23 protein-coding genes and 1 riboswitch are annotated in these 23,464 nt (G+C 42.2%); of the genes, 19 read left to right on the top strand and 4 right to left on the bottom strand.

Going from position 1 to position 23,464, the window contains the following annotated elements; genetic code table 11:
- The first annotated feature begins 137 nt into the window (after positions 1-137).
- The 10 genes from PN499_RS10315 to PN499_RS10270 all read left to right on the top strand — a co-directional run bounded on the left by PN499_RS10315 (position 138) and on the right by PN499_RS10270 (position 10,637).
- Entirely contained in the window at positions 138-929 is a 792-nt protein-coding gene (locus tag PN499_RS10315; protein WP_272031764.1) for an aspartate/glutamate racemase family protein, read from the top strand.
- 247 nt (positions 930-1,176) lie between these two features.
- Entirely contained in the window at positions 1,177-2,379 is a 1,203-nt protein-coding gene (locus PN499_RS10310; protein ID WP_272031762.1) for an ABC transporter ATP-binding protein, read from the top strand.
- A gap of 42 nt (positions 2,380-2,421) precedes the next feature.
- Positions 2,422-3,744, top strand: coding sequence for an ABC transporter substrate-binding protein (locus tag PN499_RS10305; RefSeq protein WP_272031761.1), 1,323 nt, complete (start codon positions 2,422-2,424; stop codon positions 3,742-3,744).
- A gap of 133 nt (positions 3,745-3,877) precedes the next feature.
- The gene (locus tag PN499_RS10300; protein WP_272031759.1) at positions 3,878-4,783 is read left to right on the top strand and encodes an ABC transporter permease; all 906 of its coding nucleotides are present in this window, start codon (positions 3,878-3,880) and stop codon (positions 4,781-4,783) included.
- A 37-nt stretch (positions 4,784-4,820) separates the two neighbouring features.
- Entirely contained in the window at positions 4,821-5,636 is an 816-nt protein-coding gene (locus tag PN499_RS10295) for an ABC transporter permease (protein ID WP_272031758.1), read from the top strand.
- Between the two features lie 183 nt (positions 5,637-5,819).
- The gene (locus tag PN499_RS10290; protein WP_272031757.1) at positions 5,820-6,494 is read left to right on the top strand and encodes an amino acid ABC transporter permease; all 675 of its coding nucleotides are present in this window, start codon (positions 5,820-5,822) and stop codon (positions 6,492-6,494) included.
- A 30-nt stretch (positions 6,495-6,524) separates the two neighbouring features.
- Positions 6,525-7,178: an amino acid ABC transporter permease gene (locus tag PN499_RS10285; RefSeq protein WP_272031756.1), complete on the top strand. Its 654-nt coding sequence runs from the start codon at positions 6,525-6,527 to the stop codon at positions 7,176-7,178.
- A gap of 259 nt (positions 7,179-7,437) precedes the next feature.
- Positions 7,438-8,295, top strand: a complete 858-nt coding sequence (locus tag PN499_RS10280) for a transporter substrate-binding domain-containing protein (protein ID WP_272031755.1) — start codon at positions 7,438-7,440, stop codon at positions 8,293-8,295.
- A gap of 79 nt (positions 8,296-8,374) precedes the next feature.
- Entirely contained in the window at positions 8,375-9,163 is a 789-nt protein-coding gene (locus PN499_RS10275; RefSeq protein ID WP_272031754.1) for an amino acid ABC transporter ATP-binding protein, read from the top strand.
- Positions 9,164-9,197: 34 nt separating this feature from the next.
- Complete coding sequence (locus PN499_RS10270; RefSeq protein ID WP_272031752.1) at positions 9,198-10,637, top strand: uracil-xanthine permease family protein; 1,440 nt, start codon at positions 9,198-9,200, stop codon at positions 10,635-10,637.
- Positions 10,638-10,718: 81 nt separating this feature from the next.
- Here PN499_RS10270 and PN499_RS10265 read toward each other — a convergent pair whose 3' ends face one another.
- Positions 10,719-11,000: a hypothetical protein gene (locus tag PN499_RS10265; protein WP_272031750.1), complete on the bottom strand. Its 282-nt coding sequence runs from the start codon at positions 10,998-11,000 to the stop codon at positions 10,719-10,721.
- A 33-nt stretch (positions 11,001-11,033) separates the two neighbouring features.
- Positions 11,034-11,117, bottom strand: a riboswitch (Glutamine riboswitch).
- 72 nt (positions 11,118-11,189) lie between these two features.
- Between PN499_RS10265 and hpxO the strand changes: the two genes are divergently transcribed.
- The 9 genes from hpxO to puuE all read left to right on the top strand — a co-directional run bounded on the left by hpxO (position 11,190) and on the right by puuE (position 19,163).
- Positions 11,190-12,350, top strand: a complete 1,161-nt coding sequence (gene hpxO, locus PN499_RS10260; RefSeq protein WP_272031749.1) for an FAD-dependent urate hydroxylase HpxO — start codon at positions 11,190-11,192, stop codon at positions 12,348-12,350.
- Between the two features lie 191 nt (positions 12,351-12,541).
- Positions 12,542-12,904 (top strand): hydroxyisourate hydrolase, encoded by a 363-nt coding sequence (uraH, locus tag PN499_RS10255; RefSeq protein WP_272031748.1) that lies wholly within the window; start codon positions 12,542-12,544, stop codon positions 12,902-12,904.
- 34 nt (positions 12,905-12,938) lie between these two features.
- Entirely contained in the window at positions 12,939-13,952 is a 1,014-nt protein-coding gene (locus tag PN499_RS10250) for an aromatic ring-hydroxylating dioxygenase subunit alpha (protein ID WP_272031747.1), read from the top strand.
- A 157-nt stretch (positions 13,953-14,109) separates the two neighbouring features.
- Positions 14,110-15,468 (top strand): 8-oxoguanine deaminase, encoded by a 1,359-nt coding sequence (locus tag PN499_RS10245; RefSeq protein WP_272031746.1) that lies wholly within the window; start codon positions 14,110-14,112, stop codon positions 15,466-15,468.
- A 144-nt stretch (positions 15,469-15,612) separates the two neighbouring features.
- Complete coding sequence (locus PN499_RS10240; RefSeq protein WP_272031745.1) at positions 15,613-16,212, top strand: hypothetical protein; 600 nt, start codon at positions 15,613-15,615, stop codon at positions 16,210-16,212.
- Between the two features lie 27 nt (positions 16,213-16,239).
- Positions 16,240-16,740 (top strand): 2-oxo-4-hydroxy-4-carboxy-5-ureidoimidazoline decarboxylase, encoded by a 501-nt coding sequence (uraD, locus tag PN499_RS10235; protein ID WP_272031743.1) that lies wholly within the window; start codon positions 16,240-16,242, stop codon positions 16,738-16,740.
- Between the two features lie 158 nt (positions 16,741-16,898).
- Positions 16,899-17,612 (top strand): GntR family transcriptional regulator, encoded by a 714-nt coding sequence (locus PN499_RS10230; RefSeq protein WP_272031741.1) that lies wholly within the window; start codon positions 16,899-16,901, stop codon positions 17,610-17,612.
- 39 nt (positions 17,613-17,651) lie between these two features.
- The gene (locus PN499_RS10225) at positions 17,652-18,050 is read left to right on the top strand and encodes a gamma-glutamylcyclotransferase family protein (RefSeq protein ID WP_007357844.1); all 399 of its coding nucleotides are present in this window, start codon (positions 17,652-17,654) and stop codon (positions 18,048-18,050) included.
- A gap of 201 nt (positions 18,051-18,251) precedes the next feature.
- The gene (gene puuE, locus PN499_RS10220; RefSeq protein ID WP_272031740.1) at positions 18,252-19,163 is read left to right on the top strand and encodes an allantoinase PuuE; all 912 of its coding nucleotides are present in this window, start codon (positions 18,252-18,254) and stop codon (positions 19,161-19,163) included.
- Between the two features lie 15 nt (positions 19,164-19,178).
- Here the strand turns inward: puuE and PN499_RS10215 are convergent, their stop codons facing one another.
- The 3 genes from PN499_RS10215 to PN499_RS10205 form a co-directional block, all read right to left on the bottom strand.
- A complete protein-coding gene (locus tag PN499_RS10215; RefSeq protein ID WP_272031739.1) occupies positions 19,179-19,505 on the bottom strand; it encodes a (2Fe-2S) ferredoxin domain-containing protein in 327 nt (108 codons plus the stop codon).
- A gap of 117 nt (positions 19,506-19,622) precedes the next feature.
- On the bottom strand, positions 19,623-22,382 hold the full coding sequence (locus tag PN499_RS10210) for an ATP-binding protein (RefSeq protein ID WP_272031738.1): 2,760 nt from the start codon (positions 22,380-22,382) through the stop codon (positions 19,623-19,625).
- Complete coding sequence (locus tag PN499_RS10205) at positions 22,379-23,401, bottom strand: helix-turn-helix domain-containing protein (RefSeq protein ID WP_272031737.1); 1,023 nt, start codon at positions 23,399-23,401, stop codon at positions 22,379-22,381. Before PN499_RS10205 ends, PN499_RS10210 begins: the two co-directional genes overlap by 4 nt.
- Positions 23,402-23,464: the final 63 nt, after the last annotated feature.

Below are 23,464 nucleotides of genomic sequence, written 5' to 3'. Positions count from 1 at the left end.
TGGTATCATAACCGCCCAGAGGGCGGCCGTACTGCGATTGTGTGTAAGTCCTAATAGGTTATAACAAAAAAAATTCAGAAAATTGATTGTTTGTAACTTTAGATACAAACAACCTTTAAGCAGAGCTGTAATTTACATTGTATGCAGTATACATCCACCGCAAATCTAGGAGAAGCGATCGCGCCATTGACATGAAAATCAAAGTCATAAATCCCAATACGACGGCTAGCATGACCCGAAAAATCGGGATTGCAGCTCAAGCAGCAGCCAATTCCAGCACAGAAATTATTGCTTGCAATCCTGTCATGGGGCCTGCTTCCATCGAAGGGCATTATGATGAAGCCCTCAGCGCGATCGGGATTTTAGATGAAATCCGTAAGGGAGAAGCAGAGGGTATTGATGGTTATGTCATTGCTTGCTTCGGCGATCCAGGTTTGTTGGCGGCTCGCGAATTGGCACGGGGCCCCGTTTTAGGCATAGCAGAAGCAGCGATGCACGCTGCTAGTTTCATCGCCACAGGATTTTCAATTGTGACAACTTTGAACCGCACGCGGATCATTGCTAAACAATTAGTAGAAAACTACGGCATGACTCGCTTTTGCCAAGGAATTCGTGGTACTGAATTATCAGTCCTTGAACTAGAAAAAGAAGGCTCTCAAGCTCAAAAAATAATTACAGAAGAGTGTCGGAAAGCTCTCATTGAAGATGGTTCGGGGGCAATTATTTTGGGTTGTGCTGGTATGACTGATTTAGTTCGCCAGATTAGTCAAGACATCGATGCACCTGTCATCGATGGTGTCAGTGCTGCCGTCAAGTTTGTAGAAGTTCTCATTGCTTTAGGTTTGGGTACGAGCAAAGTAGGTGATTTAGCCTATCCGCTCGCCAAATCTTATACGGGGATGCTCTCAAATTTTGCTCCCAAATCTTAGATAAACGATGAATTTTAAAAATTTACGAAGAAATAGGCTATTGGTATCTTTGATAACTTTTTTCTAGTAATTCATCGCCTAGTGTTATGCAGCATATAAGTTAGTTCTTCCACCATTGTCAACAATCTGTAGGGGCCGGTTTACCAATAGGTTTAATAAAGTACAGATAGGTAAATAAACCCGCTCCCACCCGATGAGAATGGTGCCAGACATCAAATACAACCTACTTTTTGAAGGAGAGGGTGTCATGAATATCGGAACCGAACAAGCCAAGGTCAGAACAAGCGAAATCAACAATGGGAATAGCGCGATCGCGCAAGAATTAGCCTCCAGTGCTCAGGGAGTAAGCTTGCGATCGCTCAGAAAAGAATATGGCTCATTTGTGGCGATCGAGAACCTCAATTTAGAGATTCCCGCAGGTTACTACTGCTGTCTATTAGGCCCTAGCGGTTGCGGCAAAACCACCACCCTGCGGATGATAGCAGGACACGAAGAAACCACTGGTGGCGACGTTTTAATAGGCGATCGGCGCGTCAACCACTTGCCACCCGCCAAACGCGATACTGCCATGATGTTCCAAAATTACGCCCTCTTTCCCCACAAAACCGTCTGGGAAAACGTAGAATTTGGCTTAAAAATGCGGAATGTACCGCAAGCAGAAAGGCGCGATCGCGTCGGAGAAATGCTCGAATTAATCGGATTAAGCCACCTTGGAGAACGCAAACCAGCTCAATTAAGCGGCGGACAACAACAGCGAGTCGCACTAGCTAGAGCCTTAGCAACTCGTCCCAAAGTTCTCCTTCTGGATGAACCTTTAAGCGCCTTAGATGAAACCCTGCGCCTGCGAATGCGAAGCGAACTACGCCGGATTCAAAAACAGTTTGGCATGACATTTATCCAAGTAACGCACGGCGTTGACGAAGCATTTTCCCTCTCCGATGAAATCGTAGTAATGAATCAAGGTCACATCGAACAGGTAGCCAGTCCTGCGGATATGTTCCGTACTCCCGCTTCCCAATTTGTTGCCAAATTTATGGGCGATAATAACCTATTTACAGGTAAAGTATTGCACTGCGTTCCAGAAAGTGATGGCAAAGAATTGGTGGAACTCAATATCGAAGGATTAGGTTCCATATTTTCCATCGGTCAGGGAGCACCACCATTGGGAAGCGAAGCCGCCTGTTCAGTACGAGCAGACTTGCTAAAATTAGAACCCTTCTCAACAACACCTCCACCTCAGCCTTCTCCCTACGCTAATCACATTAATGCTCGGATTACTGCCGTTGAACTCACAGGTTATGTAACGCGCATTTCCTTAATGACAGAAAAAACAGGTCAAGAAATCCTGTACAAAATTGCCACCGATGAATGGGCGAATAATTCCTTACAAGAAGGGCAAATGATTACTCTGCGATGGTCAGCAGAAGATTGCGTTTTTCTGCCTCATTAAATCATCAAATTTCCCGCCAAATCTCAAACCTAAAATAGAACAATGGCTAGACTTTCGCGACGAAAATTTATTCAAGTCGGTCTGGCAGCAGGAACATTTCTGAGCACAACCAATTGCGGTGCAAATAAAGTCTCTGAAACTGCCAACCTTTCAACTACTCCCAATAGAGGGCCGACACTGCTCACCAATAAATTTAAAGATGTTACTCTGCGATTTATTGGCACTGGAGCTGCTCAAATTAATGACATCAAAGAGCAAGCCGAAAAAGACTTAGGTTTTAAAATTCAACTCCGCGCCCTCAGTACCGAAGAAACAGTACAAATCGCCATCACTCAGCCCAAACAATATGATATGTTTGACGGCGAATACTTCGGTTTACCATTAGTATTTCCTTCGGGAAGCTTGCAGCCAATTGATGTTAAGCGAGTCAAGGAATTTAACAAACTCGTTCCCATCTTTACCACAGGAGAATTATACCCAGGCGCTCCTGTGAATAGCTCCCAAGGTAGCGCACCCCGGAAAGTAATGTTTGTCAAGGGGCAAAATTCAACAGAATTTGCTGACGGGCCAACTGATTGGGCAACATTAATTCCTTTTCAATATAATGCCGATACTCTGGGCTACCGACCAGATTTAATTGGTGGTAAAATTGAATCTTGGGCAGATTTATTCAACACCAAATATAAAGGTAAAACCGCACTGCTAGATATCCCTTCCATTGGGATTATGGATGCAGCGATGGCCGTTGAAGCAATGGGATTAATGACCTTTGGCGACAAAGGAAATATGACGCGGGAAGAACTCGATAAAGTCACGCAAATCTTGATCGAGCAAAAGAAAGAAAGACAATTTCGAGCCTTCTGGAAAAGCTTTGATGAATCTGTCAATTTAATGTCGGCTGGAGAAGTCGTTCTGCAATCAATGTGGTCGCCTGCGGTGACAGCCGTAAAAGCCAGAGGCGTTCCCTGCGTTTATGGCCCTTTAAAGGAAGGATATCGCGGCTGGGGAGGCGGAATTGGACTCTCTAAAAACCTTTCAGGATTAGAATTAGATGCTGCTTATGCTTACCTCGATTGGATGTTAGAAGGTTGGCTAGGTGCTTTTTTAGGAAGACAGGGTTATTACAGTGCAATTCCCGAAAATGCCAAGAAATACATGAAGCCGGAAGAGTGGGATTTTTGGTATGAAGGAAAGCCTGCTGCTACTGATATTATTGACCCTTTTGGGAAAAAGATTGAGTCTCAAGGAGCAGTAAGAGATGGAGGTTCTTTCAAAGAAAGAATGGGCAATGTTGTGTGCTGGAATTCTGTAATGAAGGAACAGATATATCTCCTGCAAAAGTGGATTGAATTTGTAGTTGCTTAAAGTTTTAGTATGAGACCCAGAAACGGGGTTTCTTCCTAAATTTCTCAGCACTAAACCCAAAAATCTCTAGAAAACCGGTTTCTTTCAATGAGCGAAATATTTGCTGTATTTTGTTACTTTTGCGGATTGAATCATGACAATCACCCAACCATTAACCACCTCTACCAATTCTCCTAAAACCAAGGTAACTGACTGGAAAAAGTTCAAGCCTTATTTTCTAGTTGCTCCTCAAACTTTAGTCTTTCTGTTGTTTTTAGTATTACCAATTCTTGCCATTTTTATCGTCAGCTTTTGGACGTTTAATGGCTATACAATGGTTCCCACTTTTACTCTCAACAACTATCTGACAATTTTTACCTCAAAGGTATTTCTGTCAACTTATGTCAATACCATCAAATTTGCAGCTATTGTCTGGTTGTTAACTCTGGCGATCGCATATCCAGTCGCTTACTTTCTTGCCTTTCATATCAAAAGCTTGAAATGGCAAACAATTTTGTTTCTAGTTTGTACAGTTCCCTTCCTGACATCTAACATTATTCGGATGATTTCTTGGATTCCCTTCTTGGGAAGAGAAGGTATCCTCAATGGGTTACTAATGGGTCTGCATTTAACAGATCAACCCCTAGAAATGTTTTTGTTTTCCGACTTTGCCGTACTCCTAGCAATGGTGCATCTTTATACCCTGTATATGGTAGCTCCAACCTTTAATAGCATGATGCGAATTGACCGTTCTTTAATTGCGGCCGCAGAAGATGCAGGAGCCTCAGCTTGGCAAATTCAGAAGGAAATAATCTTTCCTTTATCATCGCCGGGAATTGCCATTGGTTCAATTTTTGTCGTCACATTAGTGATGGGAGAATTTGCAACTGTCAGGCTAATGAGTGGCGGACAAACTTCTTCCGTTGGATATTTGATTAAAACCCTAATTGGTAGTTTGCAATATCCGATGGCTGCTGCGAATGCGATCGTTTTATTAGCTGTAACATTACTGATTGTGTTTGGAATTTTGCGAGCGGTTGATATTCGCAAAGAACTCTAAGAATAAACCTTTGTAATTGTCTAAATGGAGTTGAACAATGCAAAAAACAAAACGCCCTCTTTCTTATTACCTATTAGCTGGCTTTTTTGGATTATTTGTTCTGTTTTTATACGGCCCATTTTCCGCTATCTTTCTACTTTCCCTGCAAGGGCCAGAGGGACAATTAACCTTTCCCATGCGAGGTTTCAGCTTTCACTGGATGTCAGCAGTATTTGGCACTCAGCGTGTAGGAGATTTTGTCAGTGCCTTTGGTCGTTCTTTTACTTTAGGTTTGCTGGTGATGGTAATTACTGTCATCTTTAGTCTATTAGCTGGCATGGCATTTCGGCAAAAATTCATGGGTTCAAATTGGATTTTTTACTTAACAATTTCTAGTCTGATTGTGCCCAGTATTCTCATCTCTTTAGGCATTGGTATTGTCTTTAATATCGTTGGTTTAGATACCACTTGGTATTCATCAGCGCTGGCGGGACATCTGACCTGGACATTACCCTTTGCTTTCTTAATTATGGTGGGAGTATTCAATCGCTTTAATCCTAGCTATGAAGAAGCAGCACGGGATATGGGAGCGACTGAAATCCAGACATTTTCGGAGGTTTTGCTACCGTTAATTGCATCTAGTTTGATTGGAGTAGGTTTGTTTGGGTTTACGCTCTCCTACGATGAATTTACGCGGACTTCGTTAATTTCCGGGGAAAAGAATACCCTACCGCTAGAAATTTTTGGGATGACAACGAACGTGACAACTCCTGCAATTTATGCTTTAGGAACGATGACAACGCTCTTTTCCTTTGGATTAATTGCATTAGCTTTTGCTGGCATTCAGTTCTTTTCTCGTCGTCAGTCAGAGTAGGAAATCATAACCAAATTGGCGAACCAAATTGGGCGAATCAAATTGGGCGAAACAAATTGGGCGAAACAAATTGGGCGGTTGAAACCGCATCTACACAAACGAAGTCCGCCTGCGCGGACTCAAAGATAAAGGGGTATTTAAGCCGGATTTAGTGTCAGTTCAAACTCTATTACTTAGAAAACCATGAGCTATAGACCTGAATTTTCAGTAGTTTGGAATAATGCAGGCTTTTTAATCCAAGGTGTTTTCCTAACATTTCAACTCGCTATTGTGTCAATTACTGGCGGGTTAGTGCTAGGAACAATTGGCGCAATGGGAAGAACTTCTGGAAATGCTGTATTTAATGGGATTGCTGTAGCTTATGTGGAATTTCTACGCAATACGCCTTTTCTAATTCAACTGTTCTTTTTCTTCTTTGGCTTGCCGAGTTTAGGAATTAAATTAACCTCTTGGCAAGCAGCGGTACTAGCACTAGCGATTAATTTTGGAGCCTATTCTACTGAGATAATTCGTGCTGGAATTGAAAGCATCCGTAAGGGACAAATTGAAGCGGGATTAGCGCTAGGATTCAAAAAACTACAGATTTTCAGACACATTATCCTCATCCCAGCTTTAGGTAATGTTTATCCATCGTTGGTTAGCCAAATTGTAATTGCAATTTTGTTTACCAGTGTTGTCTCTCAAATTTCAGCGGAAGAATTGACCTTTGTCGGTAATTATTTACAATCCCGTACTTTTCGGAGCTTTGAAATCTACTTAACGATTACCCTAATCTATGTGGGGATAATCTGGGCAATTAAAGCTATTGCGTTTCTGATCCAGAAAAAGTTTTTTGCCTTCATGCAATACACTCGCTAACTGGTTACTATTTTTTACTGATTTTCGATTATGCAAGAGTTTACTCTGTCGAATATCTTCACCAATCTGCTGCTAGCAACGAGGTGGACAATTGCGCTTTCAGCAATTGCTTTTATCGGTGGTGGAATTGTAGGATTTCTAGTCATGCTAATGCGAATTTCACCTAACAAAATCATCAAGTATCTCAGTCTAATTTATGTCGAGTTTTTTCAAGGAACGCCGCTGCTGATGCAACTGTTCCTGACATTCTTCGGATTGTCTGTGATTTTTAACCTCAATTTATCTCCTTGGATAGCCGCCGCGATCGCATTAACAACCTACACCAGTGCTTTTCTAGCGGAGATATGGCGAGGTTCAGTTGCAGCCATTCCCAAAGGACAATGGGAAGCCTCTACAGCCTTGGGATTGAATTACTTTAAGCAGCTTCAACGCATCATTTTGCCGCAAGCAATTAAAATGTCAATTCCCCCCACTGTAGGCTTTGCCGTGCAGGTAATTAAAGGGACATCTTTAGCATCTGTTATCGGCTTCGTAGAATTAACTCGCTCGGCTACGGCTATTAGTAATGTCACTTTTAAACCTTTCTTGGTGTTTACAATAGCCGCTGTAATTTATTTCTGTTTGTGTTTCCCACTCTCCCTTTGGAGCAAACACTTAGAACAGAAGTTTGCTTACAAATATTAAGAGAATAAGTAGGTAGACAGAAATAAACGTAAGGTGGGCGCTCGCCGCAAAAATCTTGTCACGATTCGCTAATATGGTTTCGGCGAGCGCCCACCCTACAAGTTATATAAGCGTTTATTTATGTCCGACTACTTACCACACAGCATATTCTCAAAGTTTCTAGACAACAAATTAGGAAATAACAACCATGTTCAACAGAATCTTCAACCGCCTAAATACCAGATTATCGTTACCAAGATTATTAACAAAACCACTAACAATGGTAGTAGTTAGTTTGGTGGTAATCTTCAGTATCGCCTCTTGTTCAGGCGGCAGTTCTATCACATCTAAACCTGTTGCTGGCGATGTTACAAGCAGTCAAGCAGTAGCCGCAGCACCCAGTCAAAGTACGGCACCAGGAACTTCCACACTCGATAAAATTATCAGTGCTGGTAAAGTGAGAATAGCAGTTCCTCAAGATTCTCCACCTTTTGGATCTGTAGGTACAGATATGCAGCCTCAAGGCTACGATATTGACGTTGCAAAGATGCTTGCAGAATCCTTAGAAGTGAAATTAGAATTAGTTCCCGTCACCAGTACCAACCGGATTCCGTACTTGCAAAGCGATCGCGTAGATTTGGTAATTTCTAGTTTAGGTGCAACTCCTGAGCGAGCTAAATCGATTTACTTTTCTATTGCTTACGCTCCTTTCTATTCTGGCATTTATGGTTTTCCCGGTGTTAACGCCTCATCTTACACCGATTTATCAGGCAAGACTGTAGGAGTTACGCAAGGATCTTTAGAAGACATTGAATTGGCTAAACGCGCTCCCAAAGATATACAAATTAAGCGCTTTGAAGACAATAGCACCACCGCTTCAGCGCTCTTAGCCGGACAAATTGAACTGATGGCAACAGGTAATACGATCGCTAACAAAATCAGCAAAGATAATCCCGATAAAAAGATTGAAAACAAGTTCGTGATGAAAAATTCACCTTGCTACATCGGCGTGCGTCGGGGCGATTTAGATTTGCTGCAATGGGTGAACGTATTTGTCACCAATAAGCGACTCTCAGGCGATTTGAGCGAATTATCTAAGAAATGGTTTGGTGAGCCACTGCAACTACCTACTTTTTAAGAACTAAGCTAGGGAGAATTTGTAGGCACAGACTGAGAACAAATCAACAAGAATTACTGCTAAATTAGGAAGAAAAAAAATGACACAATCTCAACCCCTATCAACTTCCATCGAGCCGACATTGAACAAAGCAGAAGCGATGATTACTGCTAAGGATGTCGAGAAGTGGTACAGCAACAATTTTCACGTTTTACGCGGCGTTAGCATGACAGTAAATCAAGGGGAAGTAGTCGTAATCATGGGGCCGTCAGGTTCGGGGAAATCTACCTTTATCCGCACGTTTAATGCTTTAGAAGACTATCAAAAAGGTAGCATTGAAATTGATGGCATTAAGCTAACTCACAACTTGAAAAATATTGAAGCAATTCGCCGCGAAGTGGGAATGGTTTTTCAACAATTCAATTTATTTCCTCACTTAACAGTGTTGGAAAATGTGCAACTTGCACCCGTTGAGGTTCGCGGTTGGAGCAAAGCGAAAGCGAGAGAAATTGCCTCAGAATTATTAGAGCGAGTGGGGATTTTGAGTCAAGCGAATAAATTCCCCGGTCAACTTTCTGGGGGACAGCAGCAACGGGTGGCGATCGCGCGTGCTTTAGCTATGCAACCGAAGATTATGTTATTCGATGAACCAACGTCTGCACTTGACCCGGAGATGGTGCGGGAGGTACTGGATGTGATGCGATCGCTCGCTAGCACCGGCATCACAATGGTTTGCGTAACCCACGAAGTAGGTTTTGCTCGTGAAGTTGCCGATCGCATCGTGTTTATGGCAGAAGGTTTGATTGTCGAAGAAGCCACCCCTCAAGACTTTTTTAACAATCCCAAGCACGAACGAACTAAGCAATTTCTAGCACAGATTTTGCATTAATGTACATTTTCTAGTTACTATCAACCAGGATTTTATGTCACACATAGAAGTTCACCAAATGGATGAAAATGTTGTAGAAAAGCGGCACAACCTGATTTATGGCTTAAACGATAAACCTCCATTTTTAGACGCTCTTTTTGTCGCATTGCAGCACGTCGGCGCGATTTTTATTCCCATCGCCACACCCGGTTTAATTATCTGTGGTGCTTTAAATTTTGATGTTAATACTACCAGCTACATTCTGGGAATGTCCCTATTTGTATCGGGAATTGCCACATTTATTCAAGCCCGAACATTTGGGCCAGTCGGCTCTGGTTTGCTCAACATTCAAGGCACAAGCTTTGCATTTGTCAGCGCCATTGTTGCCGTAATTACCACCTCTCAAGAGAGTGGAAAAACTCCTGAACAGACAATAGCACTGGTCTTAGGACTATGCTTTTTCGGCTCATTCATCCCTATAATTCTCAGTCGCTTCTTGCACCTGACGCAAAAGATTTTCACCCCCTTAGTCACAGGAACTACAGTTACTTTAATCGGTTTGACCCTAATTAAAGTCGGAATGTTCTACATGGCGGGAGGAGCCGCAGCCAAGCAAAACGGTACATTTGGCAGCTTGCAAAATTGGGCGCTCTCTGGCTTAGTATTTGCGATAGTTTCATATTGTAGCGCCAGTACAAACAAATATCTAAAAATGGGTTCAGTTGTGATCAGCTTAACAATCGGCTTCGTCATCTCCTTAGCTTTAGGAATTGTTGACTTCAGCCGTTTAGGAGGCTTACCTCTGATTAATATTCCCGTTCCATTTCGCTTTGGTTTAGCATTTGATTTCGCCACATTTATCCCGTTTGCAATCCTTTATATAGCCTTAACCCTTGAAGTCGTAGGCGACATCACTGCAACGGCGATGATTTCAGGCGAACCAATTAAAGGAGGTCAATTCTTCAGAAGATTGAAAGGCGGAATTTTGGGAGATGGAGTTAACTCTTTACTTGCAGCTTGCTGTAGCACCTTCCCAGTTGTTACCCTAGCTCAAAATAATGGCATTATTCAATTAACAGGAGTAGGTAGTCGTTATGTCGGCTATTATGTCGCCGCTATCTTAACCTTTCTCGGCTTGTTTCCCATTATTGGCGGACTTTTAATTACCATTCCCATGCCCGTATTTGGCGGAGCAGTCATGCTAATGTTTGGAACAGTTGCCGTAGCTGGATTTAATATCTTGCGCGGTGTAGAAATGGATAATCGCTCTTTTGTGATTCTGGCAGTTGCTTTATCAACAGGTTTAGGAGTAACATTTCTTCCAGAAGCAATACATGAGTTTCCTCCTCAGCTTAGGAGTATTTTTGAATCAGGAATTGCCACTGGCTCAATCTTTGCGCTGGTTTTAAACTTGATTATGCCCAAAACAAAAGAGTTATCCAAGGAGGAAGCTCTGATGCTCTCCGATTTACATAGACCTGTAGAACCAGACTAGCGCGTTATTTAGAGCAGATCTACTAACAATAGTAATCGCTGATACTGTTATGAATCTGCTCCCAAAAGATAATTAAAGAAATTAATTCATCAGCGTCCAAAGTTTCTGCAAAGTCTTAGAACCTTTATGACTATCCACATCAAAATTATTCACTGCCAAACACCGTTCTAAATACTCAACTTGTTGCTCCTCTACCAGTTCTTGAGTGAGAGCAATAATTAGTAGCCGCCAAACTCGATCGAGTCCGAAGGCAAAGGTGACTTTGCTAGCTTCAGAATAGGGTACTGAGTCAGGAATTAACTCTAATTCTTTGTAAGTTTGCCACTGACTTTTATTTGTGATGTTGCGATGTATAAATTGCATAGGACTTGCCTCTCAATTGCTATATTTGGTCGAGGCGCGTTCCTTCGGGCTACATTCCCTACTTCCGTCTCTATTGCCCCTCGGTCAACAACCTGAGTCCACACAGAGATGAACGATTAGATTTATATCTGTATTATACGACACTTTTTCTAAAGTTTGTCAACTTTTTTCCATCTAGCGAGGAAGAATATGCACAGCCTGAAAATTATCATCATCGGTGCCGGCATCGGCGGTTTAACCGCAGGTATTGCTTTGCGGCAAGCTGGCTACGAGGTCGAAATTTACGATAGAGTCAAGGAATTGCGCCCCGCCGGGGCCGGAATTTCCCTGTGGTCAAACGGCGTGAAAGTTCTTAATCGGCTAGGTTTGGGTGAAAAAATGGCCGCAATTGGCGGAATTATGAATCGGATGCAGTATCGCAGTCTTACTGGTGAACTGCTAAATGATATTGATTTGCAACCATTAATAGAAGAAGTTGGACAGCGCCCCTATCCTGTTGCCCGCGCCGATTTGCAAAAAATGTTGTTAGAAGCTTATCAAGGAGAAGTTAAGCTAAATTCCAAGTGCATTGGAGTTGAGGAAAGTGAAAATAGTGTGACTGCAATTTTTGAAAATGGACATCGCGCAACGGGGGATTTAGTAATTGCAGCAGATGGAATTCACTCAACATTAAGAAAGTATGTGTTGGGAGAGGAAATTCATCCTCAATATGGCGGTTATATCAATTGGAATGGATTAGTAGAAGCGAGTGAAGATTTAGCACCTAAAAATACTTGGGTGGTCTATGTTGGCGAACATAAACGAGCTTCAATGATGCCTGTAGCTGGCGATCGATTTTACTTTTTCTTTGATGTTCCCCTACCAAAAGGTACGCCATCCAAACCAGAGAATTATCTAGCTGAATTAGCAGAACACTTCCAAGGTTGGGCGCAACCCGTACAGACTTTAATTAAACGGATCGATCCCATGAAAACCAGTCGCCCGGAAATCAATGATATCGGCCCGCTCGATCGATTTGTTCGCGGTAGAGTAGCGTTGTTAGGAGATTCTGTACACGCAACCTGTCCAGATTTAGGACAAGGTGGCTGTCAAGCAATGGAAGATGGACTGGTTTTAACCCAATACTTACTCACCACAAATTTAGGAGTTGAATATGCTCTCAAACGCTACGAAGCAGAACGTAAAGAACGCGCAAATGCAGTAGTTGTAAAAGCTCGAAAACGTGCTGAAATGATTCATGGTAAAGAACCAGAAATTACTGAAAAATGGTATCAACAGCTAGCACAAGAAAGCCCTTTAGAGGTGACTGGTGCTATTTCTAAAGTGATTATGGCAGGGCCTCTGCATTGATATGACAGCAAAATATCCTGGCGATTGAAATCGCGGCTACAAAAACAAAGTCCGCCTACGCGGACTAATGAGGTTGATGAGCTTTTGCAAGAGGTCTAATTAATTGTATTTTCCTTCTTCCTTCTCCCTTCTCCCTTTTTCCTTCTTCCTTCTTCCTTCTTCCTTCTTCCTTCTTCCTTCGGCTATAATTTATGACAGGTAAACTGACAACTCATGTATTAAATACAGCTCAAGGATGTCCTGCTGCTAATATGGCTGTAGAACTGTGGACAGTTAATATTCAATCGGGAGAAAAGACCATTTTGAAAACAATATCTACCAACATTGATGGGCGTACAGATGCTCCTTTGCTAGCAGAAGATGAATTAAAAATTGGTGTTTACGAGCTTGTATTTGCAGTAGGAGATTATTTTGCTAAAGAAAGTGCGATCGCCACCCAGCCACCCTTTCTCGATCGTGTGCCAATTCAGTTTGGCATCGCCGATACTACAATACATTATCACGTCCCTCTGCTCGTCTCCCCTTGGTCTTACAGCACCTATCGAGGTAGCTAAAAAAGTTTGTTATTATCCATAAATAGGAGTCACTATGTTAGTCACAAAACAACCAGCCTTCAAACGTTTTTGGTATCCTGTCATTCCCATGACAGAGTTATCCGATCGACCCGTACCATTTGAATTATTAAGTCAGCCAATAGTTCTCTGGTTAACAGCAGAAGGAAAACCCGCCGCAGTAGAAGATAAATGCTGTCATCGTACAGCCAAACTATCTCTAGGAAAAGTTATTGACGGCAACATTTCTTGTGCCTATCACGGCTGGACTTTCAACGCCTGCGGAGAGTGCGTCCACGTTCCACAAATCAGTGAAGGGACTATTTCTTCAAGCTACAAAGTCAAAGCTTATCCCTGTGTTGAGCGCTATGGCTATGCTTGGGTATGTCTAGGAGAACCCTTGATAGATATTCCCAATATTACTGAAGCTTTCGATCCAGACTATCGCCAAATTCACGAATTTTACGAAACCTGGAATTGTGCAGGTTTGCGAGTCATGGAAAACGAATTAGATATGGCTCATCCTACCTTTGTCCATACAACAACCTTTGGCAGTGAAGATCATCTTACTCCAGATTCTATGGAGTTCCAAGAGAAAGAATGGGAACTGCACTATCGCAGCACTTTGGGAGTAACTAATCCCAAAGAACAGCAGGACAACCTGAAAATGGAGGAAGAAAAAACAGTCCGAACTATAGACGGAGTTTGGTTCATGCCGTTTACAGTTAAATTGAAAATTGCCTACCCTAACGGACTGGTTCATATTATCGTTAATACGATGACTCCGATTAATGATTCAAGTTCTCAAATGGTACAATTTTGTCTGCGGAATGATACAGAAGCCGACACTAAAAGCAGCGATATTATTGCCTTCGATCGCGCTGTAACTTTAGAAGATAAACGCATTCTAGAAAGCACCGACTATGACATACCTCTGGAACTAAATAAAGAGCAACATATGCTCACTGATAAGCCAGGAATCATCATTCGTAAGAAAGTAGCAGCTTTTTTAAAAGCACATGGTGAAATTGAACAAACTGTTAACTGTTAACTGTTAACTGATAACTGACTTTAGGCAATATTAGTAGGGTGCGTCAGAGGCTAAACCTCTATTGTATACTATAATGAAAGTCTGACGCACCATACAAGCTGATTTAAGTGTGACAGGAGCTTTAGTCCTATTATTTCATTCAACCTACCAACCTCAAATGACAACTTTACTCGTCAAAAATATCCATACTCTTGTCACAATGGATGCGACGCGAAGAGAAATCCGCAGTGGTGCGATCTTTGTTCGAGACAACGTAATTGAGCAAGTAGGAACCTCTCAAGAAATCTCGCAAACAGCAGATGAAGTTTTAGATTTACAAGGAAGATATATCGTACTTCCTGGTTTAGTTAATACTCATCACCACTTCTGTCAAACTCTAACGCGGGTCATCCCAAAATCGCAAAATTGCGACTTATTTAACTGGCTGATAAATCTTTACCCCATTTGGGCAAATCTGACAGCAGAAGCGATTTACATCAGCGCTCAAATGGCAGCCGCAGAATTAATTTTGTCTGGCTGTACTACTGCCAGCGATCACCTTTATATCTATCCAAATGATTGCACTTTGGATGATGAAATTCGCGGCATTCAAGATATTGGAATCCGATTTCATGCCAGCCGAGGCAGTATGAGTGTGGGTGAGAGTTTAGGCGGATTGCCACCAGATTCTTTAGTAGAAAAAGAACCAGATATTCTCAAAGATTCTCAGCGGTTAATTGAGCAATATCATGATAATTCCCGTCATGCTATGTTGCGGATTACTCTTGCACCTTGTTCGCCTTTTTCTGTTTCCCAAGACTTGATGCGGGAGTCGGCAGCAATGGCACGTTCTTATCAGGGAGTGAGGCTACATACGCATTTAGCTGAAAATAAGGCTGATGTTACTTATAGCCTGGAAAATTTCGGCATGATTCCTGGCGATTATGCAGAGTCAGTTGGCTGGTTAGGTGAGGATGTTTGGCACGCTCATTGCGTACAATTAAGCGATGAATCTATTTTGAAATTTGGTAAAACAGGGACTGGTGTTGCTCATTGTCCTTGTAGTAATATGCGTCTTGCTAGTGGGATTGCTCCGCTCCGTAAAATGCTAGATAATAAAGTGCCGGTGGGGTTAGGCGTGGATGGTTCTGCTTCTAATGATGCTGGTAATTTATTACAGGAAGCACGCACAGCTTTTCTACTAGCTCGCGTTGGCAGTTGCGATGCTTCGATTATGACTGCTCGTGAAATATTGGAAGTAGCAACGATTGGCGGTGCTAAAGTTTTAGGTAGAGATGATATTGGCTATCTTGCGCCTGGGATGTCTGCTGATTTTATTGCTATTAATATCGATCGTCCTCAATTTGCCGGAGCTCATCACGATTTAGTCGCGGCGTTGATTTTCTGTCAGGTAAATTCTGTGGATTATAGTTTTATTAATGGTAAAAAAGTCGTCGATCGCGGACGGCTAACTACGGTTGAATTAGAAACTTTGGTGGAGAAAACTAATCGCATTGCTCATCAATTGGTAGCTTGATATTATTTCTCACAGGACTTATACACTTACTACTGTTTTCTGTCATTGCGAGGCTTCCGAAGCAATCTCAAACCATTGTTATACCGTTATAATCTGTAAGTCCTGTCTTAGTTAAGAGACTACACGATATGTTAGGAGTTTTGAATGCCTTACAGCCAATTTACACTTACAAAAGTCAAGAAAGACTTTAAGTTAACTATTGTAGAAGGAGAGCAGTTTTTCCCATCTATTGAACCAATCGCTCCCAGTTCCCGGCTAGTCAGCGAGCTAGAAGACTTAACTTGGACAATTGCGGTTGGTTCTGAGAAAGCTAGATCGGAAGCGATTATTTATCCAGTTCTTCAAGAAGTGCGCCGTATTTTTGACCGTAAAATTAGCTTATTTTCCGGTCGAGAATTCAGTGTAGATCCAATTCTTGACTTGACTGGTTATGTGGATTTTTTGCTCGGTCGCTCGTCGGAGCAATTGATTATTGAAGCGCCTGTAATTGTGGTTGTTGAAGCCAAAAAAGCTGATTTGAATGAGGGATTAGGGCAGTGTGTTGCAGAAATGCTCGCAGCGCAGCGCTTTAATGAAGCAGCAGAAAACTCAATTCCCACCGTTTATGGCTGCATCAGTAGTGGGACTCAGTGGCGATTTCTTAAGCTTGAAAAAGCAGTCGTTACTGTCGATCTGGTTGATTACCCGCTGCTACCGATTGAGCAAATTTTGGGTTTTTTGGTGTGGATGGTGAGGGAAGGGTGACACTTTATTTTGAATAATTAGTAGGATATGTTTTATACAATTGCTGAGTTAAATCAGATGAGCCAAGACGAGTTTGTTACAGCGTTAGGTGCGGTGTTTGAACATACGCCTGCGATCGCGCACCGAACTTGGTATCAACGTCCCTTTACTGATGTTACCCATCTGTATCAGCAGATGATTGCTGTGGTAAATGCCATGAGTTGGGAGGAACAACTAGCGTTAATTAAAGCTCATCCCGATCTCGGAAGTAAAGCTAAAATGGCGGAAGCTTCTGTAAGAGAACAGGCTGGTGTCGAGTTGGATCGGCTGACTCCAGAAGAATACGATCGCTTTCAAGCATTCAACCAAGCATACAAGGATCGATTCGGTTTTCCCTTTATTGTTGCTGTCAGGAACCATAGCAAAACGACTATCCTCGAAGCGTTTGAGCGTCGTTTGCGAAATTCGGCGGATGTGGAAATGCAAGAGGCGATCGCACAAATCAACCAAATTGCCCAGTTTCGTTTATTTGACCTTCTCCATCCATAGCTAATCCTTGATTGGATACTTTATGATTACTTGACGCAACGCCGCCCTCCGAGCGAGAATTACCCCCCAGAGGGCGGCGTTACCGGTATTTATTCTCCCCATGATATGATAAGATGTATCCTGTATACAGCAATAGAGGCAGCAAAAAATTAGGAATAATGACTTTAACTCTTTCGTCGGGTTCAATTCATCGCTCTGAATCTCTCCACGAACAAACTTATAAAACTCTTCGGACTGCAATTCTGTCCGGCGAATTAGCTAGTGGAGAGCGTTTAATAGAAACTCAATTGGCCCAAACGCTACAAGTTAGCCGAACTCCAATTCGAGAAGCTTTGCGACAACTTCAAAGAGAGAACTTAGTAACCGATACCAGTGCGGGATTGCGTGTTGCTGCACTTTCCATCGCTGATGCAGTCTATCTTTACGATTGTCGCATTGCCCTAGAGCAATTATCAGTAGCAGAATCCTGTCAAAATGCTACACCAGAACAGTTAGAAAAACTTGACTTTGTAGTGCAGCAAGCAGAGAATGTAAAAGATCAACAATTGCAACCGTTAACGAATTATCAACTCCTGCACATGGACTATAATTTTCATCGGTTGCTAGCGGAAAGTTCCGGCAATCCCTGGTTAGTATCTTTTCTGGATCAACTATTTGATAAAATGGCACTCTTGCGAATTCGCACCATGCAGCAAAATCCAGGCGTGCTGGAAATTCGGAGCGAACACCGCCGGATCTATCTAGCAGTAGTAGAACGCAATCAAGAAGTAGCAGTGACGGCAATTAGAGAACATTTAATTGCTAGTAAAGCACGAGTAATCCGAGAAATTCAGCAACTACAACAAAAATCTAATTTTGCTGAATCTGTCTGATAAAATTTTGATAATTTGATAATAAGGAGCAATGAAATTATGACCTCAGACAACTTAAATACCAAACGGATCTTTATCTGTGGCTCGGCTTTACGCGGACAACCAGACCACAAAAATCTGCAAACGGCTAAATTTATTAAAGAAGCAAAAACTCAACCCAAATATCGCCTTCATGCTGCTGGCGACGGTTGGCATCCCGCAATTTATGAAGTAGAAATTGGGGGTATTTCTATCCCTGGGGAAGTGTACGAAATCACCCTAGAAGAGTTTGACAATTTAGCATCAACGGAACCGCCGAATATGTATCCGGCTGATGTGGTACTTGTTGATGGAGAAGTATTGACAGCTTTCCTCTATCCCCAAGAATTAGTGCAGAAATATAACTGGCCCGATATTTCTGACTTGGGAGGTTGGGCTGCTTATAAAGCGAGTGCTTGAAACAAAATAATTTGTAGTAGTGGCTTTAGCGGCTAAAATTCTACTGTTTGTAACGCCACCCTCTGGGCGGTGAGGATACGGCCCAGAGGGCGGCGTTACGTAAAGCGTGAATAAATCTTACTTAAGTTGACGCTAATACTGGGTAGGAGTCTGTTTTAATTCACTTCAAAACCACTTAAAATAATAAGATAAATTATTACAATGTCAGCAAATTATCCACGAGATATGATTGGGTACGGTCGTTTCGCACCCGATCCTCAATGGCCAAATCGAGCCAGAATTGCAGTGCAGTTTGTGATTAATTATGAAGAGGGGGGAGAAACTTGTATCCTGCATGGCGATCAATCTTCAGAGACATTTTTATCGGAAATTGTAGGTGCTATTCCCTTAATGGGAGTGCGGCATCTTAACATGGAATCCTGCTATGAATACGGCAGTCGGACAGGTTTTTGGCGGCTGCACAGAATATTTACACAAAGGGGAATTCCGGTTACAGTTTATGGGGTAGCGATGGCCTTGGAACGCAATCCAGAAGCAGTGGCAGCGATGTTAGAAACTGATTGGGAAATTGCTAGTCACGGCTATCGCTGGATTGATTATAAATATTTTGGGGAGGAAGCAGAACGGGAACATTTACAGAAGGCGATCGCACTTCACGAAAAAGTTACTGGTAATCGTCCCCTTGGTTGGTATACTGGGCGTACCAGTCCTCATACTCGTAAATTAGTTGTAGAAGCAGGCGGATTTCTTTATGATTCTGATAGCTATGCTGACGATTTACCCTATTGGGTTCGCGATTACAGCAAACCTCATTTAGTCATTCCTTATACGCTAGATAATAATGATATGCGGTTTGCAACTAATCAAGGATTTAATTCGGGCGATCAATTTTTTGCCTATCTTCGAGATGCCTTTGATGTACTCTATTCTGAGGGAGAAACCGCACCAAAAATGATGAGTGTGGGATTGCATTGTCGCCTGGTGGGAAGGCCGGGAAGGGCCGCTGCTTTAGCGAGGTTTTTGGATTATGTGCAGCAGCACGAACGGGTGTGGTTATGCCGTAGAGTTGATATTGCTAAGCATTGGCATAAATATCATCAGCCCAGTTTGTAATAATGGCTTTTAAAGTTAATAATAAAAATGGATGTGAATTCTAGGATTAAGTAGTGATTTTACCGGTTTGCCCCCTTTAATATGTTGTTCAACGATCGGTGGCACGTCACTGGGTTTAACTCTGCAATACCAAATCTCTTCAGGGGTGATTCGCACCGTAGGCCCGACGCTACACTGTCCCTGGCAATCGCTAGCCTTTACTGCGATACCTGGGAGTTCAGCAGCCTCAAAGGCTGCTAGCACTTCTGCTGCACCGTTTCTGAGGCAGGATTGGTACTGGCAAACTAATATGCAGGGAGGTTGGGGATCGGAGTTAGTGCGATCGCCCTCTATTTCTGGCATGGGTCAGGATTTCTCAAGTTATTCTTTAATACATCTTAACAATTTTCTCAGTTGTTCCTTGCTTCGCTGTGGCAATCTACTTTAGCAATTAGCAAATCGTGCTTTTGGGCAGATTGTTTACAGTAAGCGATCTGCTCTCTTATTTTCTAACACCCAGCGGCGGAATAATTCGACAATAATCTGGTATTGCTGATTAGTCTCTTGGATGACATCGTGACGTTTGAGGGTTTCTATCGCTTCATTTAATGTTGTTTCATCTATATTTGTGGCATGAATTATGGCCTCTAAATTGATGCCTTCTGGGTGAGGCGCTAATATTTTTAAGATTTCCTGTTGTCCCCTTGCACCTTGGGCAGATTGACCCCAAACTCCTGTAAAATAGTAGCGACCTTTGATGAAGAAATCGGGGTCATTAATGACAGCTTCCACATCATCTCTGGTAAAGACTGGATCGAGGGTTTTTCCCATTTCAAATACTAGGTCATTGTAGCGGCGGACTAGCAGAAAACCGATCAGTTGTACGAGATAGGGTTGGCCGTGTGTTAGCAAATAAATTTGATCTACTACCTCTAGCGTGTAACCAAGAGGAAAACCTTTAGCAGGATTAATTAAGAGTTGATGGGTAGCCTCTGGTGTTAGAAAGCTAACTCGAATAGGAATAACACTCGCGAAAAAAGGTTGAAAGTAATCTGCTGTCATCTCCTCCAAAGTGTGCAAGCCAGCAAATGCAAAAGCAATTTTGGGACTCATTTGCACCAAACCTCGCAGAAATCCCATAAAGTTTGGTGGGATTTTGCCATTAATGATGAGAGTTTCAATTTGCTCAAATTCATCTAAGGCAATGATCAAACCTTTCTCTCCAATTTGGGAATTGACATCTTGCAAGTAGCGTTCAAAAGTACGGTAGGGAAGGTTCAACAAATCTTCATCGTTAGGTGGCGTAACATTGACTTCTTTATAAATAGCATCGCTGATTGCGATCAGCACTTCCCCAACCCCCAGAGGAATATCTACTAGAAGTAATAGATTGATATAAGCTACCTTAACTCCCGCTCCTAAGTGTTCAGATATATTCAGTAAAATTGAAGTTTTCCCCATGCGTCGGTGACAGTAAATAACCACAGACTGAAAGTGATAACCTAAAACCCATAATTCTTTTAGCAATCTCAAGACATCATCTCGACCTACAAAAAGATTACCCTCAACTGGATCGCCAATAATATAAGGATTAGGTACAGGTTCAGTAATAGAATTTTTTTCTAACTTGCTAGTTACTTTCCATAGCGCTGCTTTCCAATTGTGAGCAATATAAATTATTAATCCTTTCTCTGATTGAGGCAGAATTGATATTTTGTCTAAGAGGTTATTTAGGTCTTCCAAACCTCGGTTAAGGTAAAATGAGCGAGTAGCACTAGATAAACTACGTTGGACAACACGGGCATCATGGACTACGCGATATAGACAAGCGATTGCTTCCCAACTAGCAGGGCTAAATAAAGGTTCTTCGGGAATATTTAGTGTTTTTAGGAAAGCGATAGCTGCTAGATCCTCAGCTTCATAAAAATGGGCTAAAGTTTGAGACAGAAGCAACATCTCTTCACCATAAAGAAGAGAACGGATCTCAGTAAACGCTTCGGCCGCCTTATCTGGTAAACCTGAATATAAGTACCAAAAACCAGCAGCAGCAGCGCGAGGTTCGGTATCTAAACGAAGCTCAAAAACATATGAATCTACCCCTAATCGAAGTTTCTCTGAGCCAAAACGAAGTAACCTCTGATCGTAAGAACTGTTAGCCAATTGAGCTACGCGAAAGATAACCTGTTCTGATGGGAGTTCGGATAGAACTTGGTTAATAGCCTGGATAACGGGTTGAAACTGAAGAGTGTAAGCAAGGATTTGATTGGCGTTATGCAAACCAATTTCCCAGTCATGTCGCAGCCAATTTTTCAATTGAGAGCAGATATTAGGAATGGGAAGTGGGGTAACGTGAGGAATATACCAATATTGATTATTAGGTGTTAGCAACATCAGGGATAAACCAAATAACCAATTTTCAAGTCGAATTATTGCTAGACAGGACATTAAAGCAAACGCTAGACCGAACCCTATACCTGTTACTAAACTGGATAGCAAGGTGAAGTTGAAACTAATAAAAGAACCCAGACTAACCAGCATCCCGAAACATATACCAAAAAAAGGAAAATAGAACACACTTAGCGCTACACCTGATACCACACCTATCGTCACACCAAACGAGACTCCAAACGAGATTCCAAACAATAATCCAAAGAAAACGATCTGTGCCAAGTGTGCCTGTGCCAAGATTGTCATGGTGTCATTCCCTGGAAAACTTGCCCAGCTTGAAGCTACGCTTACAGCTACAACTACCATTATGTTTCCTAACGTGCGGCTCACCACAAAAGTGATTATGATAAATCCCAAACCAGAGGCGACCCATGATGCAACTCCTCGCTTCAAACCATACTTCTCGTAGATTACCCAAGCACTGACTAAGCCAACTATGACATACAATATTACTGGAAACATTAGCAAGTTATACCAATCTAAGGGAACTCCTCTGAGTTCTAAAATCTTTCCCAAAATAAGTACCGTAAAAATAGCTAATGCTAATCCTTGTAAAAGTAACTGACGCTCAATGGTACTGTGCCTCAACCAACCTAAAGCTTTTCGCCAAGTTACTTTTCCTGTAGGAATAAATTTATTTCCAAACGTATCTACATACACTCGCAATGCTTGAGGAAAGAATAAAGACCAGTACAACAATTGCAGATAATCTAGTGGGTTCAACAAAGAAAGTGGTCGCCTTAACTTAGGAGCTAAGTCCAAGCGGGGAACTGTTGTTTGCGGTTGACTCATACTGACTCCTTCAAATAACGAGCATACGTTTCATGGCATTGTTGCATTAATTTTTGAGGATAACCGTCACTGTCCTGCACTATTTTTGCAATTTCATCCTCAGTAAAAGCCACCGGAGTAGAATTTAAACGACTGCTAATAAAAGCGTGAGCCGTCTCATTATCCCAAGGCTCTAGGTTTTGTGAAATACAAATATTTGCAAGGGGAGATGTTATGCCTTCATCATTAAACAGAACATCTAACGATGTGCTGGTAGCTAAAACTAGACGAATTGGGGCATCTCTGCCTTCTGCTAAACCGCGCATTTGTGAACGGATATCAACGGTAAAAACTGCTTTATTTTCTACTTCATCTAAAGCTAATAATAGAGGTTTTTTTTGTAAAGCTCGAACTAGCTTATATCCCCTTAGTGTTTCCTTAAATTCTGCTTTATCACACAAAGCACTGTAAAAATCATCCTCAGTTTCTAGTGGTTGCAAGTTCAAATAAAGTGGGTAGCGAGGTTTTTGAAGGTAGCTTTCTGCTTGCCTGCAAATTGCTGATAATAAAGATGACTTGCCGATCGCTCTCTCTCCAATCACTGCGACACTGCTACCAGAATTGAGCGTCTCGAATACCTGCCCGATTTCCTTTTTCCGGTCAAAAAACAGTTGCGGATCATCCACCCTGCCACTCAAGGGAACGAAGGGATTACGCAGACCAAGGGTGACATCGAGTTTATAGTCACCAACAGTTTCTCTAAGGATATGAGCAGTTGCCCCTAGTAACTCAGGCTTGTACTTAGCAACCAGAGCTATTAAGTCACTTCGCCTTGAGCGACGCTCGCCCCCAAGCTCCTTTAAATCAAAATCATCGCACAGCTTAGAAATCTGATTTCTAACAGTTCCCGCGTGGATACCTAAAGACTCGGCAATCTCCTCATCTGTCTTGCCTACCAGCAGCTTCAGCAATACCTCCCGCCTGCGGGGAGGCAGTTCCGCAAAGGCTTGCTCAAATTTAGTCAACTCCTGTTTATCCATAGCCCCTATTATATACACCACATACTCAATTGTCTACTAAGTCCGTTAATTGCTCTTTGTTGT

The organism is Kamptonema animale CS-326 (assembly GCF_028330895.1).
Taxonomy (GTDB): domain Bacteria; phylum Cyanobacteriota; class Cyanobacteriia; order Cyanobacteriales; family Microcoleaceae; genus Kamptonema; species Kamptonema formosum.
Note: the sequence above shows the minus strand (reverse complement) of the source record. Positions and strands in the feature narration are given on the sequence as shown.

Excerpts from the sequence above, each read along its gene's own strand:
- PN499_RS10310 (WP_272031762.1), top strand. The coding sequence starts at position 1,177 with ATGAATATCGGAACCGAACAAGCCAAGGTCAGAACAAGCGAAATCAAC.
- PN499_RS10305 (WP_272031761.1), top strand. The coding sequence starts at position 2,422 with ATGGCTAGACTTTCGCGACGAAAATTTATTCAAGTCGGTCTGGCAGCA.
- PN499_RS10300 (WP_272031759.1), top strand. The coding sequence starts at position 3,878 with ATGACAATCACCCAACCATTAACCACCTCTACCAATTCTCCTAAAACC.
- PN499_RS10295 (WP_272031758.1), top strand. The coding sequence starts at position 4,821 with ATGCAAAAAACAAAACGCCCTCTTTCTTATTACCTATTAGCTGGCTTT.
- PN499_RS10290 (WP_272031757.1), top strand. The coding sequence starts at position 5,820 with ATGAGCTATAGACCTGAATTTTCAGTAGTTTGGAATAATGCAGGCTTT.
- PN499_RS10285 (WP_272031756.1), top strand. The coding sequence starts at position 6,525 with ATGCAAGAGTTTACTCTGTCGAATATCTTCACCAATCTGCTGCTAGCA.
- PN499_RS10280 (WP_272031755.1), top strand. The coding sequence starts at position 7,438 with ATGGTAGTAGTTAGTTTGGTGGTAATCTTCAGTATCGCCTCTTGTTCA.
- PN499_RS10275 (WP_272031754.1), top strand. The coding sequence starts at position 8,375 with ATGACACAATCTCAACCCCTATCAACTTCCATCGAGCCGACATTGAAC.
- PN499_RS10270 (WP_272031752.1), top strand. The coding sequence starts at position 9,198 with ATGTCACACATAGAAGTTCACCAAATGGATGAAAATGTTGTAGAAAAG.
- PN499_RS10265 (WP_272031750.1), bottom strand. The coding sequence starts at position 11,000 with ATGCAATTTATACATCGCAACATCACAAATAAAAGTCAGTGGCAAACT.
- hpxO (WP_272031749.1), top strand. The coding sequence starts at position 11,190 with ATGCACAGCCTGAAAATTATCATCATCGGTGCCGGCATCGGCGGTTTA.
- uraH (WP_272031748.1), top strand. The coding sequence starts at position 12,542 with ATGACAGGTAAACTGACAACTCATGTATTAAATACAGCTCAAGGATGT.
- PN499_RS10250 (WP_272031747.1), top strand. The coding sequence starts at position 12,939 with ATGTTAGTCACAAAACAACCAGCCTTCAAACGTTTTTGGTATCCTGTC.
- PN499_RS10245 (WP_272031746.1), top strand. The coding sequence starts at position 14,110 with ATGACAACTTTACTCGTCAAAAATATCCATACTCTTGTCACAATGGAT.
- PN499_RS10240 (WP_272031745.1), top strand. The coding sequence starts at position 15,613 with ATGCCTTACAGCCAATTTACACTTACAAAAGTCAAGAAAGACTTTAAG.
- uraD (WP_272031743.1), top strand. The coding sequence starts at position 16,240 with ATGTTTTATACAATTGCTGAGTTAAATCAGATGAGCCAAGACGAGTTT.
- PN499_RS10230 (WP_272031741.1), top strand. The coding sequence starts at position 16,899 with ATGACTTTAACTCTTTCGTCGGGTTCAATTCATCGCTCTGAATCTCTC.
- PN499_RS10225 (WP_007357844.1), top strand. The coding sequence starts at position 17,652 with ATGACCTCAGACAACTTAAATACCAAACGGATCTTTATCTGTGGCTCG.
- puuE (WP_272031740.1), top strand. The coding sequence starts at position 18,252 with ATGTCAGCAAATTATCCACGAGATATGATTGGGTACGGTCGTTTCGCA.
- PN499_RS10215 (WP_272031739.1), bottom strand. The coding sequence starts at position 19,505 with ATGCCAGAAATAGAGGGCGATCGCACTAACTCCGATCCCCAACCTCCC.
- PN499_RS10210 (WP_272031738.1), bottom strand. The coding sequence starts at position 22,382 with ATGAGTCAACCGCAAACAACAGTTCCCCGCTTGGACTTAGCTCCTAAG.
- PN499_RS10205 (WP_272031737.1), bottom strand. The coding sequence starts at position 23,401 with ATGGATAAACAGGAGTTGACTAAATTTGAGCAAGCCTTTGCGGAACTG.